15 protein-coding genes, 1 riboswitch and 1 other annotated feature are annotated in these 15,360 nt (G+C 53.3%); of the genes, 7 read left to right on the forward strand and 8 right to left on the reverse strand.

Annotated features, from left to right (window positions below; translation table 11 throughout):
- Window positions 1-19: 19 nt before the first annotated feature.
- Window positions 20-1,942, reverse strand: a complete 1,923-nt coding sequence (locus tag EDM57_RS22460; protein WP_122906901.1) for an RHS repeat domain-containing protein — start codon at window positions 1,940-1,942, stop codon at window positions 20-22.
- A 289-nt stretch (window positions 1,943-2,231) separates the two neighbouring features.
- On the opposite strand from EDM57_RS22460, the gene EDM57_RS22465 reads away from it, so the two are divergent.
- The 3 genes from EDM57_RS22465 (at window position 2,232) to EDM57_RS22475 (ending at window position 3,729) form a co-directional block, all read left to right on the forward strand.
- Window positions 2,232-2,678: a helix-turn-helix domain-containing protein gene (locus EDM57_RS22465; protein WP_122906902.1), complete on the forward strand. Its 447-nt coding sequence runs from the start codon at window positions 2,232-2,234 to the stop codon at window positions 2,676-2,678.
- A 69-nt stretch (window positions 2,679-2,747) separates the two neighbouring features.
- The gene (locus EDM57_RS22470) at window positions 2,748-3,272 is read left to right on the forward strand and encodes an ImmA/IrrE family metallo-endopeptidase (protein WP_122906903.1); all 525 of its coding nucleotides are present in this window, start codon (window positions 2,748-2,750) and stop codon (window positions 3,270-3,272) included.
- A gap of 46 nt (window positions 3,273-3,318) precedes the next feature.
- Complete coding sequence (locus tag EDM57_RS22475) at window positions 3,319-3,729, forward strand: hypothetical protein (protein WP_122906904.1); 411 nt, start codon at window positions 3,319-3,321, stop codon at window positions 3,727-3,729.
- Here the strand turns inward: EDM57_RS22475 and EDM57_RS22480 are convergent.
- Both EDM57_RS22480 and EDM57_RS22485 read right to left on the reverse strand, forming a co-directional pair.
- A complete protein-coding gene (locus EDM57_RS22480; RefSeq protein ID WP_122906905.1) occupies window positions 3,703-4,446 on the reverse strand; it encodes an alpha/beta fold hydrolase in 744 nt (247 codons plus the stop codon). The two genes, EDM57_RS22475 and EDM57_RS22480, sit on opposite strands and share 27 nt — an antisense overlap.
- Before the next feature lie 176 nt (window positions 4,447-4,622).
- On the reverse strand, window positions 4,623-5,180 hold the full coding sequence (locus EDM57_RS22485) for a CGNR zinc finger domain-containing protein (RefSeq protein ID WP_122906906.1): 558 nt from the start codon (window positions 5,178-5,180) through the stop codon (window positions 4,623-4,625).
- 172 nt (window positions 5,181-5,352) lie between these two features.
- Between EDM57_RS22485 and EDM57_RS22490 the strand changes: the two genes are divergently transcribed.
- Both EDM57_RS22490 and EDM57_RS22495 read left to right on the forward strand, forming a co-directional pair.
- Window positions 5,353-5,847, forward strand: coding sequence for a DinB family protein (locus tag EDM57_RS22490; protein WP_122906907.1), 495 nt, complete (start codon window positions 5,353-5,355; stop codon window positions 5,845-5,847).
- A gap of 85 nt (window positions 5,848-5,932) precedes the next feature.
- Window positions 5,933-6,119, forward strand: a riboswitch (Lysine riboswitch).
- 113 nt (window positions 6,120-6,232) lie between these two features.
- Window positions 6,233-7,672, forward strand: a complete 1,440-nt coding sequence (locus EDM57_RS22495; protein ID WP_122906935.1) for an amino acid permease — start codon at window positions 6,233-6,235, stop codon at window positions 7,670-7,672.
- Between the two features lie 233 nt (window positions 7,673-7,905).
- Here EDM57_RS22495 and EDM57_RS22500 read toward each other — a convergent pair whose 3' ends face one another.
- Both EDM57_RS22500 and EDM57_RS22505 read right to left on the reverse strand, forming a co-directional pair.
- Window positions 7,906-9,087: an aminotransferase gene (locus EDM57_RS22500; protein ID WP_122906908.1), complete on the reverse strand. Its 1,182-nt coding sequence runs from the start codon at window positions 9,085-9,087 to the stop codon at window positions 7,906-7,908.
- Window positions 9,084-9,584 carry an Lrp/AsnC family transcriptional regulator gene (locus EDM57_RS22505; RefSeq protein WP_122906909.1) on the reverse strand — a complete coding sequence of 167 codons (501 nt, stop codon included), beginning with the start codon at window positions 9,582-9,584 and terminating at the stop codon, window positions 9,084-9,086. Before EDM57_RS22505 ends, EDM57_RS22500 begins: the two co-directional genes overlap by 4 nt.
- A gap of 80 nt (window positions 9,585-9,664) precedes the next feature.
- Window positions 9,665-9,911 (reverse strand) — a binding site (T-box leader).
- Window positions 9,912-10,238: 327 nt separating this feature from the next.
- Between EDM57_RS22505 and EDM57_RS22510 the strand changes: the two genes are divergently transcribed.
- The gene (locus EDM57_RS22510) at window positions 10,239-10,784 is read left to right on the forward strand and encodes a cysteine hydrolase family protein (protein ID WP_122906910.1); all 546 of its coding nucleotides are present in this window, start codon (window positions 10,239-10,241) and stop codon (window positions 10,782-10,784) included.
- Window positions 10,785-11,000: 216 nt separating this feature from the next.
- Here EDM57_RS22510 and EDM57_RS22520 read toward each other — a convergent pair whose 3' ends face one another.
- Both EDM57_RS22520 and EDM57_RS22525 read right to left on the reverse strand, forming a co-directional pair.
- Window positions 11,001-13,112: a sensor domain-containing protein gene (locus tag EDM57_RS22520; protein WP_425455832.1), complete on the reverse strand. Its 2,112-nt coding sequence runs from the start codon at window positions 13,110-13,112 to the stop codon at window positions 11,001-11,003.
- Window positions 13,113-13,395: 283 nt separating this feature from the next.
- Window positions 13,396-14,298: a DNA adenine methylase gene (locus EDM57_RS22525; RefSeq protein WP_122906912.1), complete on the reverse strand. Its 903-nt coding sequence runs from the start codon at window positions 14,296-14,298 to the stop codon at window positions 13,396-13,398.
- A 38-nt stretch (window positions 14,299-14,336) separates the two neighbouring features.
- On the opposite strand from EDM57_RS22525, the gene EDM57_RS22530 reads away from it, so the two are divergent.
- Window positions 14,337-14,864: a DUF7687 domain-containing protein gene (locus EDM57_RS22530; protein ID WP_425455831.1), complete on the forward strand. Its 528-nt coding sequence runs from the start codon at window positions 14,337-14,339 to the stop codon at window positions 14,862-14,864.
- 69 nt (window positions 14,865-14,933) lie between these two features.
- On the opposite strand, the gene EDM57_RS22535 is transcribed toward EDM57_RS22530, so the two are convergent.
- Entirely contained in the window at window positions 14,934-15,188 is a 255-nt protein-coding gene (locus EDM57_RS22535) for a spore germination protein (RefSeq protein WP_122906913.1), read from the reverse strand.
- Window positions 15,189-15,360 lie beyond the last annotated feature (172 nt).

A 15,360-nucleotide genomic window follows, 5' to 3' on the forward strand; every position in this document is an offset into this window, starting at 1 on the left:
ATTACAGGAATGGCTCCTCTTATTGATGAATCAGCTTGCGCGTAAGATTTCCGTTGCCGTCATACGTAAACTCCGTCAATATTTTGCCGTTTTGCCTGATCTGCACAAGCTGGCCTTTTGCGTTGTAGACGTATTCCACGCCCAAGTAACGGACAGCAAGCCGCGCATGCACCGCGCCGTTGTCTGCCGCTGACAAGGCGATGTAGTAATCCTCTCCCTTTTGCATGGACAGGCTCACCTTGGAAAAAGGCGGTTGACCGCCGTCGTCATTGGCCGCCAAAAGCCGCGTGCCTGCGTAATCTTCATAGACGGCAAGCTGCGTATTGCTCGCCCCCTCCGCAGGATTGCCGCCGTAAAAGCTCGTAAAAATCTCGAAGCTGCCCGAAGCCGGCGGCGTAAACTTCACGATTTTTTTGCCGCCTGGCCCTAAATGGACATCTTGCGGCGCGTTCATGAACAAGCTTTCTGTGTCGGCAAATTCGATGGCAAAAGGACCCGCGATTACATCTGCATCCATCCCGGCCACCTTGGCTTTGGGAATCGTCACGAACAAATTCGCCACGCTGTGCTTCTGCTCGTGAGCGAGCGCTTTTCCCGCGAATTGGATCGTAAGCCTGGAGTCGCTCTCCCTTGTTACCATCGGCGTCAGTCCGGGCGGCACGTTGCTGACGGATACCGCACTTGCTGCATCCGCTGCAAGCATTCCGCTCGTGATCGTGATGGCCTGCTGCTCGGTGACGCTTCCGTCGTTGGCGGCGGATTCATGCAGGACAGACGCGGCAACGGCTGCCTTTGTATCCAGCGCTGCTGTCAGTCTGGCGTGAACGCCTTTGGTCTTGTCATAGGAGGTGACGTAGACAAAATACGTTACCCCTGCCTCAAGCGGAACGTTGATTTCGGAAAAGAGCGAGCCTGGCGTCGCTTCGTCGTTGAAATCCACGATTTGCTTCAACTGCTCATCGCGAGACAGGATCAGAAAGGTGTCAAACAATGGCCCAAAACCGCCGTACGGACTTGTGTAAATCCGGTAGTTGCCTGTGATCGGAGCCGTGAAGCGATACGTTGGAATTTCTCCGGCAGGCAGGCTGATATCGACAGGCTGATTGAGTCCGAGCACTGTCGTCACTTCGCTGAGCGCGAGCGTGTATTCCGAAGTTTCGCTGTAGTGGCGATCCATGCTGAATACGGAAAAATAATACGTCTTGTGCGGCTCGACCTGGAACGTGATGATCTCGTCTTGTCCCAATGTCGGCTTCATGCTCGTGCCAAGCACCTTGTTCGGTGCCTCGACGACAATCAGGTCGTAATTCACATCGTTGGGGACGGACAAAGTGACCGTGGCTTGTCCGGCTTGCGCTCCCGAATCGTAGCGATATACGTCGATGTCCTCTTTTCTGGAGAGCTTGGCGCTGTACAAATTTCCTCTCGTGATCGGATAAGCTGTATCGAAATCGTCATTCGGCTCGAACGGGTCCAGAACGGCGCTCGCTGCGCGCAGACTCATTTGCTTCGCGCTGCTTTTGCCCGTTCGGGCGGCGGACAGCTCTGGCAAAAGCTGCTCCCAGTAAGCGTTCGCCTTTTCGTTGTACGTGCGCAGCAAGTCGGCAAGCGGCGCTTTTTTCGCCAACAACTGCTGCTCTACTGCCGCTAGCTGCCTGACTCGCTCCGCCTCGTTCGCTGCTGTCTCGATGTGATGCAGCTCCTTGGCCTGTCCGATCAACACGGACGCTTCCTCGCCAATTTGCTTTGCGAGCGATTCATTATTTTTGCGCGACGCGACCTCCTGGAAAAAGGCAAACGTCTGCGAAAGCTTCAACAACTCCTGGTCCATCTCGTAGATGTCAGCGAGCGGATCTTCTCCTGCTGTAACCGTCCGCCCAGGAAAGCAAGCAACGGCGAAAACGGCCAGCAGCAGCAGGAAAACAACCGTTTTTCCTCTCATGTACTCTCACCTCTTCCTTTTTTTGTCTTCATGCATGGCCTGCTCTCGCAGCAAATTCGGATCGCTTCTGCGACAGCCCAGCGGCGCAAGGCACTTGTTCCAACAAAGCGTCCACCTCCTTTTGCACAAAACAGAACAAATGTTCCTGTTTTTGTTTGCATAAGCATCATAATGTACAACATTCTTGTATGTCAAACAAAAAATACAAAATTAACATACAAGCTTTCCTTCCTGCTTTTGATTTAGTACAATATAGTTGTACATCTGCAACGGAAGGACTGGCGCGCTCATGCTATCTCAGCGGTTACGCACAGCTCGCAAGGCAAAAGGTCTGACCCAGGAAGAGCTGGCAGAACGTGTCCGCACGACCAAGGGAACGATCAGCAACTACGAAAACAATCACAGCACCCCTCCCAATGACATGCTGATGCAACTCGCAGACATTTTGGAGGTAACAACCGATTGGCTCCTGGGACGGACCGACGATGGGGCTGCCTATGTCGCTACCGCATCTGCACAGGCTGACCACCGCTCGCTGGACGAGCTGTTGCAGGAGAAGATCGACGATCCGGATGACTACTACTTTTTGGATGGCTATCTGGAAGCTTCAGAGGAGGAAAAGAAAGAAATCCGCCGCTACTGGTACGACTTGAAACGGCAGTGGAAAACGCGCCAGGTGCGCGAGACACGTCCTCCTTCCTTGTTTGACATCACAGAAGAACTGAAAAAAAAATAACCCCTTCACGGGGGTATTCTTTTCGTGACAAAACAGAACGTATGTTCCAATGGTTTCCGGAGGTTCCTGATGCACTTCTCCCTTTTGCAAGAAATTGGCAAACCGCAAACATGGCTGGAGAGCCGCGTGTACCTCTTGCTTCGCCATCACGGCATAGAGTTGCCAGAGCAAATCAACCTGACGCAGCTTTGCGAAACGTACGGCATCGAGATCCGGTTCATCCACGGCAGAAGCCGCGCCCACGCACACCCTACCCAGCCGAACCGCTACATCATCGCCGTAGACGAGCGGCTGGACACCGCGACGCAGCGGGTAAAAATCGCCCATGAGCTGGGGCACCTGCTGCTGCACGAAGGGGTACAGCCACAATGCAGCGAATGGATGATCGACTGGCAGGAATCACAGGCGAACCACTTCGCCGAGCACCTCTTGATGCCGTACTACATGATGGGCTCCGTGCTGGCGGATTGCTCGCGCTACCAGGCACCCGCTCTGTTGGCGGCCCGCTTCCAGGTTCCGCTCGCGCTTGCCCGCACCCGTTTTGAACGGATTCTCAGCCGCCTGTACGCCAAAGGGTTTCCCGTCTACGATTAGCAGGACGCTCGATTTTTGACTGACCATCTTTTCGGAGGCGATTTTCTTGAAACGTATTTTCATAGCCGGCGACGCTTACAGCCGCGATTTTTTCGAGCTGCCCCTCGACCATGACGAGGAGCTGTCGCTCAGACCGTCGCTTGAGGTGGCAAGTTACCATGTGGCGCGCTTCGCCCTTATCATGCGTGACGACGGTTTGCGCGGCCTTGGGATCATGCCGGGCGATGCGCTGCTCATCTCCGACTTTTCCACAGAGCCGATTCACAACAGACCTGTTCTTATCAGGCAGGAAGGGCAGTTTCTCGTCCGGATCGCCGCGGACGTCAATCCGGTGGAATGCCTGTTTACGACGACGCGCGCAGAGGACGAGCCGCTGCTTTTGCCGTCCGAAAACATCCGCATCACCGGCGTCGTATCGGGCATCATCTCGCTAACGGGCCATGACATCGGTCAGTAGCCAGTCCTTGATCGCTGCCACGGTCTGCTGCCACTGCTCCTGCGGTGTGATGGCAGCAGGCTGGTCGCCCTCCTGCGGCCCGTAGCTGCCAAACTGCGCGTGATTGCCGCCTTCGATGGACATGTACACCGTCTCCGCAGGCAAAAATTGTTTGTTCTCTTCGTATTTTTTCCGGTCAATGACTCCATCGCGCGAGCCGAGCAGCGACAGTACGGGTACACCCGCTTCTTTCAAATTCCCGCGCTTGTCCGGATATGCTCCCAGCAAAATGACGCCTTCAATCCGGTCGGGCTGGCTGACCGCGTATCTGGCTGCCATCGTGCCGCCGAGAGAGTGCCCCCCGATGACAAACGACTGCTGCGGATACGCTTTTAACACCTGGTTGGCCCGCTCGACATCGGTGATCGCCAAATTCAGCGGCATCCGTGCAATAAATACCCGATAGCCGGAACCAGCCAGGGCGCGGGCAATTGGCGCATAGCTCTCCGCCTTGACCAGGGCACCCGGATACAAAATCAGACCGGGCTCACGCGTTTCCCCTCCTTCAAAAGCGATCCAGTCCCCCGTGTCGATCACCGTAATTCCTTCGCCTCCCTGCATCGCGTCTTTTGCCGCCTGATTGGGCTGATAAGGCCGCAAATACCAGATCGCTGTACAGGCTCCGATGAGCAAAAACAGCACCAGCACCCTCCACCATCGTTTTCGTTTCCGACTCATTTTGCCACCTCACTTCCGTTCCCGCATTGCTTGCTTCTTATTATGTCTCAATCTTCCTTTCCATGTGCGTCCTTTGCCTTTTCCTGCTGAAAAACTCGTCCTCATGTACGGACGTCAATCGGTTTTCCAACCAAAACAAAAAGGCGCTGGTATCTTCCATAGCGCCTCGTATCCCCTCACTTTTTCTCCTTTTGCCGCTCCCGAAAACGGCGCACTTTCATCAGATTGCCGCACATTTTGTCATCGCACCAGCGGCGCACCCGGTTGCGGCTTTCATCGTAAAACACCCAACGGCAGTCCTCGTTGTCGCAAATCTTGACGCGTTGTACGTGCGCCGGAAGCAACAGTTCGGCAAAGGAAGCCGCAATGCGGGCCATCACCAGCTCCCAGCCGCTTGCGGTGCTGACCATCTCCTGCTGATAGCCGCTCTCCTTGTCCGCAGTGATGACGCGAACGTAAAAAGGCGCCTTCGCGAGCGTCTGATTCAACTCCTCCAAATCCTCCTGGCGCAAAACTTCTCCACGCACAACCTGCTCCAGCAAGCCGCGCATATATTCGCGCATATGGAGCAGCGCCGCCGCACTCGCCTCATCAATCGGCAACGGAGCATGCAAATCGTACTTCCGCAAAAACCGCTCCAGCCATTCCTGCTTCGCCAGCCGATTTTCCCTGCGGCCAGAACCGCGCGAGTCACGCCAATCACTGTTTAAAAAATCAATGCACAGCCAGTCCACTTCACTCTTCCCCCATCTGTTCTTCTTCTCTTTTGCTTCTTGTATGAAAAACCAACATATGGTACTCTAAATTCGTAACTATCATAACCATTTTTGATGGTTACAAAGCATTTCTTTTTGCCATGCCATTATAACGCTTCACCAATCTGTTTAATAGACGAGGAGGAACCACATGAACCGGATGGAACTGCTTGCTCACTACTGGGAATGCACGTATGACAAGGAAGACTGGTTTCCGCCGCTCAAGGACGCCCTGGCCGGGGTAACGGCTGCGCAAGCAAGCTGGCGACCGGAAGGCGAGGCCGCCAACACGATTTGGGAAAATGTCAGCCACCTGCTTTACTACAAGGAACAGTTGCTGCATCGTCTGTCCGGCACGGAATTTATCCATACGGCCAAGACGAACGACGACACGTTCCGGCCTTCTGGGGGAGCTGATGACGAAGCTGCCTGGCAAGCTACGTTGCAGCGCCTGGAAGCCGTTCATCAGCAGATTCAGGAAAAGCTCGCCGCGCTGTCAGAGGAACAATTCGATCAGCCGCTTGCGAACGCCCCGGTCGGGAAAAGGGTGATGAGCATCATCCTCCATGACGCTTTTCACACAGGACAAATCGTGCAAATCCGTAAGCTGCAAGGCTCCTGGCCTGCGCGTCGGTCATTTGAATAGCCAAACTTTTACATTGATAAATCCTCACCAATCTTATATAGTTGATAAGTAAATCAATTCAATACATGTTATCCTCATCATTCACGGTGAGGATAGAGGTCGCGGCTTTTATGTCATCCTGTACGAGATTCAGAAGAGATCAATGACTCCAGGAAAGGGAAAAGTCGCCGAAGTTCATCGCGTATCTCTGTGCGCATGGGCTGGGGCTGTACCCGAAAGGGACAGAACTGTCACGTTTGCATGCCGGGCAAACGTGGTGTGCTATCTTCAGTGAAGGCTTGGTGGGGATTGGATTATACCGCCCTGTGCCGTTTTTTGGCTATTGGCGGTTTTTTCGTTTCCGACCGACCTTCTCAAAATTTCAGAAAGGTCGTGCAAGCATCGTATGTCACAGAATCAACTGCAACGTGGTTTGAAAGCCCGCCATTTGACGATGATCGCCATTGGCGGCTCCATCGGAACAGGACTGTTCCTGGCGAGTGGAGGCTCGATTCACGAAGCTGGACCAGGCGGAGCCTTGGTCGCCTACATCGCCATCAGTATCATGGTTTACTTTTTGATGACCAGCCTGGGGGAAATGGCAGCCTTCATGCCGGTATCCGGCTCCTTTTCCACCTACGCTACCAAATTCGTCGATCCGTCGCTCGGCTTCGCGCTGGGCTGGAATTACTGGTACAACTGGGCCATTACGATTGCCGTCGAGCTATCCGCCGCGGCGTTGATTATGAAATACTGGTTCCCGGATACTCCCGCCATTTTGTGGAGTGCCCTGTTCCTCGCCCTTATGTTTACTCTTAACCTGTTGTCTGTCAAAGGCTACGGCGAATCGGAATACTGGTTTGCCCTGATTAAAGTCGTGACTGTCATTGCCTTTATCGCGATCGGTGTGCTGATGATTTTTGGCATCATGGGCGGCGAAGCAGTCGGCTTCCAAAACTTCACCAAAGGCGACGCGCCATTCAACGGCGGCTTCATGGCCCTTCTGGGCGTGTTCATGATTGCCGGGTTCTCGTTCCAGGGAACCGAGCTGGTCGGTGTAGCTGCCGGGGAGAGCGAAGACCCTGGCCGCAACATCCCAAAAGCGATTCGCCAGATTTTTTGGCGCATCCTTCTCTTCTATATTTTCGCGATCCTGATTATCGGGCTGCTCGTCCCGTACGACAACCCGAATCTCATCAGCGGAGATATTACCGATATTGCCATCAGTCCGTTTACAATCGTATTTGAAAAGGCCGGCTTTGCCTTTGCCGCTTCCGTCATGAACGCGGTCATCCTCACTTCTGTCCTGTCGGCGGGGAACTCGGGCATGTACGCTTCTACGCGCATGCTGTGGGTGCTGGCGAAAGAAGGCAAAGCACCTAAATTGTTTGCCAAAGTGACACGCAGCGGCGTACCCGTCAATGCCCTCATCATGACGGCTGCCATTGGCGCACTGGCGTTTTTGTCCTCGCTGTTCGGTGATGGTGAAGTGTACGTGTGGCTGTTGAACGCCTCCGGTATGTCCGGCTTCATCGCCTGGCTCGGAATCGCCGTCAGCCATTATCGTTTCCGCAAAGCTTATCTGGCGCAAGGACGCGATCTGCGCGATTTGCCGTACCGGGCGAAGCTGTTCCCGTTCGGTCCGATCTTCGCTTTCATTATTTGCTGCATTGTCATTATCGGCCAGAACTACTCCGCGTTCCTGGGCGGAGAAATCGACTGGAACGGCGTTCTCGTCTCTTATATCGGACTTCCGCTGTTTTTGATCGTCTGGCTCGTTTACAAATATACGAAAAAAAGCAAGCTGGTGCCGCTGGACAAAGTCGATCTCAGCATGGATGAGTAAGATACAGCGTCTGCAGCCAGCACGCCAAAAGATTCCCTCAATCGCAGGGAATCTTTTTTTGTGTCGCAGACAGCGCTGAATGAAAGCAACACCGCAAAAGCCGAAGCATGGAAAAACGACCAGGTAAATCAACAGTACGAGTCGTTGCCTTTTGTCGTTCTCACACAGACGACCGTACCCGCGACCGCGACAGAAAAGAGGACAGCCCTGCGACTGTCCTCCTCTTGTTCTGTTTACCGCAACCGTTCCATCAAGCGCTCCATCCGTTCCAGCGCCTTTTTCAACTGCTCCATGGACGTTGCATACGAGCAGCGAATGTGTCCTTGCCCGCTCTCGCCGAACACGTCCCCCGGCACGACCGCCACCTTTTCTTCCATCAGCAGCTTTTCGGCAAACTCGGCAGAGCTAAGTCCTGTCGCCGCCACGGAAGGGAATGCGTAGAACGCTCCGTCCGGCTCGTGGCATGTAAGCCCGATCTGGCGGAAGCCGTCGACTACGTAGTTGCGGCGCTGGCGGTAGCTCTCGATCATCCGCTCCATATCGCCGCGCCCATGGCGCAAAGCTTCGAGCGCCGCCATCTGTGCCATCGTCGGCGCACACAGCATCGTGTACTGGTGAATTTTCAGCATGCCAGCCAGGAGGTCAGGCGTCGCACACACGTACCCGAGACGCCAGCCCGTCATGGCAAACGCCTTGGAAAAGCCGGAAATCAAAATCGTCCGCTCCTTCATCCCCGGCAGAGCCGCGATGCTGTCGTGCATGCGTCCGTAAGTCAACTCGGCGTAAATTTCGTCGGAGATCACCAGGAGGTCGTGCTTTTCGATGATCGGCAAAAGCGTCTTCCATTCGTCTGCCGTCATCGTACCTCCTGTCGGGTTGTTCGGATAGCAGAAAATGATCGCTTTTGTGCGCTCGGAGATGTTTGCCGCAAGCTCCTCTGGCGTCAGCTTGAACTGGTTCTCCATCGTCGTTTTCAAAAACTTCGGCACTCCCCCTGCCAGACGAATCACAGGCTCGTAGGAGACGTAGCACGGCTCGACCACCAGCACCTCGTCGCCCGGATCGAGGATAGCGCGCAGCGCGATGTCAATCGCTTCGCTGGCTCCAACGGTCACGAGAATTTCCGTCTCGGGATGATAGCTGACCGAAAAGCGCTCTTCCAGATACTTTTGAATCTCCACGCGCAGCGGCAGCATCCCTGCGTTGGAGGTGTACGCAGTGTGCCCGCGCTCCAGAGAGGAAATCGAAGCCTCGCGCATGCGCCATGGCGTCACGAAATCCGGTTCCCCGACTCCCAACGAGATGACCCCTTCCATCGACGCCGCCAGGTCGAAAAAGCGGCGAATGCCCGATGGCTTCAAGGATGCGACTGTAGAAGACAAACGATTTTTTTTGACTGTCAGTTGTGTACTCACGGCGTAACCACCATCCTGCGATCTTCGTCACGATCTTCCAGCTCAATGCCGTCGTGCTTGTAGCGTTTCAAAATAAAGTGCGTGGCTGTCGACACCACAGAGTCGAGCGTCGCCAGCTTTTGCGATACGAAAGTGGCGACCTCTTTCATCGTCTTTCCTTCGAGAATGATCGACAAATCGTAGCTGGCACCGGACATCAGGTAGACGGCCTTCACTTCCGGGAAGCGGCAAATGCGCTGGGCCACCTCATCAAAACCGACGTCGCGCTTGGGTGTCACCTTGACGTCGATCATGGCGTTGACGTACGGATGGTCTTCCACGCGCTCCCAGTTGACCAGCGCCGGGTATTTCACGATCACCTTCTCGGCTTCCAGCTCCGCAATCGCCTGCTCGATTACCTCAGTCGGCTCTGCCAGCATTTTGCCGATCTGCTCGGCGCTCATGCGGCTGTCTTCTTCCAACAGGTGCAACAGTTCCCTTTGCTTCAAGCGATCCATTCCCTACCACTCCATTCTTTTTCTTTTTGGCAAAAATCAAAAAGCCCCAGCAACCCGACTCATGATCTCATGAATCGGATTGCTGAGGCGAAGGTATCGCGGTACCACTCAGCTTTTTTGCCTTTCTCGCAAAAGGCAAACTCACGCAGTCTCCAAAGCGAAGACATGCACCCCGTAACGTGGGGAAAAGTCCGCTGCTTTCTACTGAAGGTTCAAAAGCAGAGCTCCAAGGTGGCTTTCAAAAAGAGTTCGCGGCCGCCCTCCCAGCAATCAGGCAGCTCTCTGGACGTCAAATCTCTTTTCTACTTTCCTTATCACAGCCATGTATCGTATGAGTGAATGTCTCAGATTATAAAAAGGTTTTCGGCCGTTGTCAACCGACAACTTATTGGGAGAAAGACCTTTTCGCCCTGCCAAAAGCAGGATCTCCCCTATCCCCAGCGTTTGAATCTCTCAAATGTCTCTATTTTACTGGAAAATTTTTGCATTTTCGTATTTACATTGTTAAAACGTTATCATACCATAAAATCAACGTAAACCGACTGCGCTATGCGCTACAGAAAGAAGAGCAGGAGCGTGCGCTGCCTGCAAGCCACACGCACTGCCATGCTTTCCAAAAAGCACGACCACACTTATTTCAGGAGGTTGATTTCCATGAAAGCCTTGATCGTGATCGACTACACGAATGACTTTGTCGCGGCCGATGGAGCGCTGACCTGCAAGGAACCTGGCCAGGTTATCGAAGAGCGCATCGGCGAGCTGATCCGCGATTTTCTCGCAGAAGGCGATTTTGTCGTGATGGCCGTGGACGCCCACAAGGAGCAGGACCCGTACCACCCGGAAACCGGCCTGTACCCACCGCACAACATCATCGGCACCGCTGGCCGCAACCTGTACGGCAGCATCCAGGACATTTATGAAGAATTTGAGGACACGATTTACTGGATGGACAAAACCCGCTACAGCGCCTTTCAGGGAACAGACCTCGCGCTACAGCTGCGCTCGCGCGGCATCGAGGAAATTCACCTTGTCGGCGTCTGCACCGACATTTGCGTCCTGCATACAGCAATTGAAGGCTTTTACCAAGGGTTTCGCGTCGTCATTCACGAGGATGCCGTCGCCAGCTTCAATCCGGTCGGACACGAGTGGGCCTTGAGACATTTTCAAAACCAGCTGGGCATGCCTGTCGTGAAAAAATAAGCTCTGGAAGACACGACAAGTATAGAGCTGGACGCGCTGCCTCCGCCTGCCGACCTGGTCGCGGAAGACCCGCTGTTGCGCAAGGCATCAACATGGGCATCAGCTCGACGTACATCCGCGATGAAATCCGCAAAGGGGCGATCCAAGCTTCCTGCTGCCGGGGTGCTTCAGAGCTTTTTGTGTGCGCTCTTATTCAAGCGCTTGCCGCGATTGGCATTACGCCAATTCCTTGCGCAAATAACGGTCAAAGTCATCGGTAGCCAACGGACGGCTGAACAAATAGCCCTGTCCGAGATCGCAGCCATTTTCCTGCAAGGCCGCCACCTGATCGTCCAGCTCGATGCCTTCTGCAATCACGTTCATGTTCAGGCTTTGCGCAATCGTCACGATCGCTTTGACAATCGCCTGACTTTCCTGGTTATAGTGAATATCCCGGATAAAGGACGCGTCAATCTTGATCGTGTCTACCGGCAAGCTTTTAATATAGCTGAACGAGCTGTAGCCTGTTCCAAAGTCGTCGATGGAAATGTGAATGCCGATGTCGCGAATTTGCTGCAAAACAGTCGTGGCTTCTTCCAGCTTCATAAAAATGCTCTCCGTAATTTCCAGCTCCAGCTTCTCCGCAGGCAGCCCGGTTTCCTGTAAAATATTTTTTATCATATCCACGAAGTCTTTCTGATAGATTTGCTTCCCGGACAGATTGACGGACACCTTCAGCGAGTAGCCCTGATCGTGCCACATTTTATTTTGCCGACACGCCTGGCGGAGAATCCATTCCCCCAGACTGAGAATCATTCCGGTGTCTTCGGCGATCGGAATGAACCGATTCGGCGAAATCACGCCAAGCTCCGGATGAACCCAGCGGACGAGCGCTTCCATCCCGGTCAGCGTCCCTGACACGATATCGATTTTGGGCTGGTAGTAAATTTGGAACTGCTCCTGCTCAATCGCCTTGCGCAACTCATTTTCCATCAGGATGCGCTCAAGCGACTTCGCCTCCATCGTCGGATCAAAAAATTCATACCCGTTTTTGCCGTGCGATTTGACCGTGTACAGTGCTGTGTCGGCCCGCTTGAGCAAATCCTCGGCATTATCGCCATCCTGCGGGAACAAAGCGATCCCGATGCTGCACGACACGTTGAAGGAATGCCCGTGAAACTCAAACGGCGCCTGCAGCGCATTCATGATCTGGTCGGCCAACACCGCCGCTTCCTCCCGATCGTTCAACTGGCTGAACAACACCGTAAATTCATCTCCGCCAAGCCTCGCCACGACATCGCCGGGTCTCAGACACTGCCGCAAACGGTTGGACACTTCCACCAGCAGCAAATCCCCCACATCATGACCGAAAGAATCGTTGACGTCCTTGAAGCGGTCAAGATCGAGAAACAGTACGGCCAGATTGGACTGGAACCGCTTGGCATGCATGATTTCCCTGCTCAGATGCTGAACGTACATGCGCCGGTTCGGCAAGTCTGTCAGGGGGTCGTGATAAGCCAGATGGTGAATCAATTCCTCCGACTGTTTCCGATCCGTGATGTCGCGCGTGACGAGCAACAGCTTGCTCACGTTCCCCTCTTCATCCAGAATCGGGTTGATTTTGCTCTCCGTCCAGATCGTCTTCGCCTTGCGCGTCTGGAGACGACATTCCACCGTGTACTCTTTTCGCGTCGAATACGTATGCTGAATCGCATAGGCCAAAATGTCCCTGTCGCTCTCCACAATCCACTCGAACAGGTTGTGAAAGCGTTCATCCGGCATGTCGTGCCCGAACACAGCCTTGTGCGCCGGAGACAAGTACAAAAAATCTCCCTCGACATTAATCATGCTGATGATGTCTGATGTATTTTCCGCGATCAGCCGGTACAATTCCTCGCTCTTTCTGACTTCTTCCTCCATCTGCTTGCGCGCCGTAATGTCGTTGCGAATCGAAACGTACTGATAGATTTTCCCTTCTGCATTGACAAGGGGGACAATCGTCGTGTCCACCCAGTACAGACTGCCGTCTTTCGCCTGATTGCGGATTTCTCCCCGCCACACTTTTCCCGAGCCGATGCATTTCCACATTTGCTTGAAAAACGATTTGGGATGGTACCCGGAGTTAAGCAGGCGATGATCCTGCCCGAGCAGCTCGCTGCGTCTGTATTTGGATATTCGGCAAAATTGCTCGTTCGCCCGCAGGATGATTCCGCGGTGATCGGTAATGGCGAGAATCGTCGACTGGTCGAGCGCATACTTGACATCAGCCAGCTCCCGCAAGACGGCCTTTAACTCCCCGTCCTTTTCCTGCAGCAGTTCTTCCCACTCTTCTTGCGTCAAAACTTCCATCAGTTTGTTTCTCATCATCTATCACCCGTTTGCGCTCATGCGGCAGGCACGGCGCCGATAAATTTCAAAAATGTGCAGATCGTTCAAAAAAAATGACCCTCATGCCAAGGATCGCATTATGTTACAACAAGTTTGCTTTATTTTACCATGTACGGCCCGTCTGTCAGAAGCGACAGTTTTGCAAACTTCTTGCGCGGTGGAAAAAGTTCGCTGCCGGGCAAGCAGGAGCAAAGGCGCAAAAAAAGAACCCGTGCAGGTGCCAGGTTCTTTTTCCATTGCCAGATTACCAAGTGAGAAACAGCCTGTCGTGCACATCTTCATTGACCATTTCTTCGCCGACTCTTTGCAGACGGTTTATCATGGAAATCCCGCAATTTATCACGATACTTCTCGCAAACAAGCCATCCGGCGGCTTCACACCGATGTCTTCGGATTTCGATTTTTTCTGGCCATTAATGGAGAGCATTACCTTTGCCCCTCTTTGCTTGCAGGCGTATATCGCTTCCCATAAGTCTTCGATCTTGAACGTTTGCGAACCGTACAAAATGCTTTGGCTGTGCGTGTACGGCGGGTCACAATAAACCAGGTCGCCTTCGTCCGCCAATTCCATCACTTCTCGAAAATCTTTATGCAGGAACGTAACTTCTTTTACCAACTGGTGCCAAATCTCTACGCGCCTGGCAAACGCCTCTGGCGGAATCGGCTTGTGCGGCCCGATTGGTGTGCTCATATAGCCATCGCTTTTGCGAAAGCGGACGACACCCGAGTAGCACGTCCTGGTCAATACGGCAAAGTCAAGGGCATTGAAAGTTCGATTAAACCGTTCCCTGATTTCCAAATACTTTTGTTCCCTGTTCGCGTTAAAATCTTTTATACAAGTCTCGTAATGACGGATCAATGTGTCCGGATCATTTTTGACATACTCAAAAATACCGATCAGAAAAGGAAGAATATCCCCGCCAATCGCCTGATTGTATCGGGGAAACAGGCTGTTTTGCTTTTCCGCTGCCAGCTTTCCCAATACGGCGCCGCTTCCGAGAAAAGGCTCTATGTACGTGTCAATTTTTTCAGGCATATAGGAAACGATCTCTTCTGCAAAACGGTGTTTATTCCCGACCCATTTCAGCAACTGCGGGACATCCGCTATTTTCGTTTCCAGCTTGTCCTGCACTTTTCGACTCATCATGAAAAACCTCCTGACAACCATGCCCCATTTTAGCATGAATGGAGAGCTTTACAGGCATTTTCAATATGTTGACGGAACACACGCTTCGCACATATGCCAACCAGAACGGATTGCAGTATGGACGGGATGTCAAATTTGACGATAACCCGCTAAGCTTGTCCTACATCACAGACGAGCTGGGCAGGCTGCAAGGCATTTTGTCCAGACGCTTTGACGGAGCCTACCCAAGTACGGAAAATCCGCTCGCGATCTGGGAAATAAAAGAATACTACTATACCACCACGTTTGGCAGCAGAATCGCGGACGGCGTGTATGAGACACAACTGGACGGCTTTGAGATCAACGCCATTTCGACAGAAACAAAAAAGAAAATCCGGCACATTTATTTTATTGATGACTACAACACCTGGTGGAATATGGGAAAATCTTATCTGTGCCGCATCATCGACATGCTGCACGTCGGTCACGTAGACGAAGTCATCTTCGGCAAGGAAGTTTTTGAGCGCTGGCCGATCGTGCTGCATGAATTGCTTAACGATCAGGAAGTATCCGTACAGAGCAGGTAGACTGGTTGCTAATTTCCTCTGCCAGCCTGGGCTTGTCCACACTGCTGCAGCTGCCTGCTTGCAAAAACGCTATATCCGCTTCCGCCCCCTCGTCCGTCCGGGCCGTTTTCTGCACATGGGACATCTGGAGCACTTGAGGCCCCCGATGTCCCATGTGTTCGTCTCGCTTCGCTCGGTGACGACATTCACGACGTTGCCGCTGTTGTCGCTCCCCGCACCGGAAAAGGTTTTGCTTGCGCTCTTCGGAGAGTTGTTGAGCGTGTTGCCAAATTGGACGGTACCCGAATTGTTCACAATGTGTACGTTTCCCACAAAGGTCGGCAAACCTTTTCCTCCTTCCTGCGTTCGTCGTGGAATCCTTATACAGTATGTGCGGCGAGACGCGCCTGATTGTACGTTGGTTGAGTGTGCTGCAAAAAAAGTATCCCGGATGGCAGACGTCGCAGGGAAAACGGCTGTGGTGCAGCTCTACCCGCGATTCTCCAGGCTCATTTTA

The organism is Brevibacillus gelatini (assembly GCF_003710935.1).
Lineage (GTDB): Bacteria > Bacillota > Bacilli > Brevibacillales > Brevibacillaceae > Brevibacillus > Brevibacillus gelatini.

What these genes read in the sequence shown, in the direction of transcription:
- EDM57_RS22510 (WP_122906910.1), top strand. Translation starts at nt 10,239, where the DNA reads ATGAAAGCCTTGATCGTGATCGACTACACGAATGACTTTGTCGCGGCC.
- EDM57_RS22530 (WP_425455831.1), top strand. Translation starts at nt 14,337, where the DNA reads ATGGAGAGCTTTACAGGCATTTTCAATATGTTGACGGAACACACGCTT.
- EDM57_RS22505 (WP_122906909.1), bottom strand. Translation starts at nt 9,584, where the DNA reads ATGGATCGCTTGAAGCAAAGGGAACTGTTGCACCTGTTGGAAGAAGAC.
- EDM57_RS22495 (WP_122906935.1), top strand. Translation starts at nt 6,233, where the DNA reads ATGTCACAGAATCAACTGCAACGTGGTTTGAAAGCCCGCCATTTGACG.
- EDM57_RS22460 (WP_122906901.1), bottom strand. Translation starts at nt 1,942, where the DNA reads ATGAGAGGAAAAACGGTTGTTTTCCTGCTGCTGCTGGCCGTTTTCGCC.
- EDM57_RS22465 (WP_122906902.1), top strand. Translation starts at nt 2,232, where the DNA reads ATGCTATCTCAGCGGTTACGCACAGCTCGCAAGGCAAAAGGTCTGACC.
- EDM57_RS22470 (WP_122906903.1), top strand. Translation starts at nt 2,748, where the DNA reads ATGCACTTCTCCCTTTTGCAAGAAATTGGCAAACCGCAAACATGGCTG.
- EDM57_RS22525 (WP_122906912.1), bottom strand. Translation starts at nt 14,298, where the DNA reads ATGATGAGTCGAAAAGTGCAGGACAAGCTGGAAACGAAAATAGCGGAT.
- EDM57_RS22520 (WP_425455832.1), bottom strand. Translation starts at nt 13,112, where the DNA reads ATGGAAGTTTTGACGCAAGAAGAGTGGGAAGAACTGCTGCAGGAAAAG.
- EDM57_RS22480 (WP_122906905.1), bottom strand. Translation starts at nt 4,446, where the DNA reads ATGAGTCGGAAACGAAAACGATGGTGGAGGGTGCTGGTGCTGTTTTTG.
- EDM57_RS22490 (WP_122906907.1), top strand. Translation starts at nt 5,353, where the DNA reads ATGAACCGGATGGAACTGCTTGCTCACTACTGGGAATGCACGTATGAC.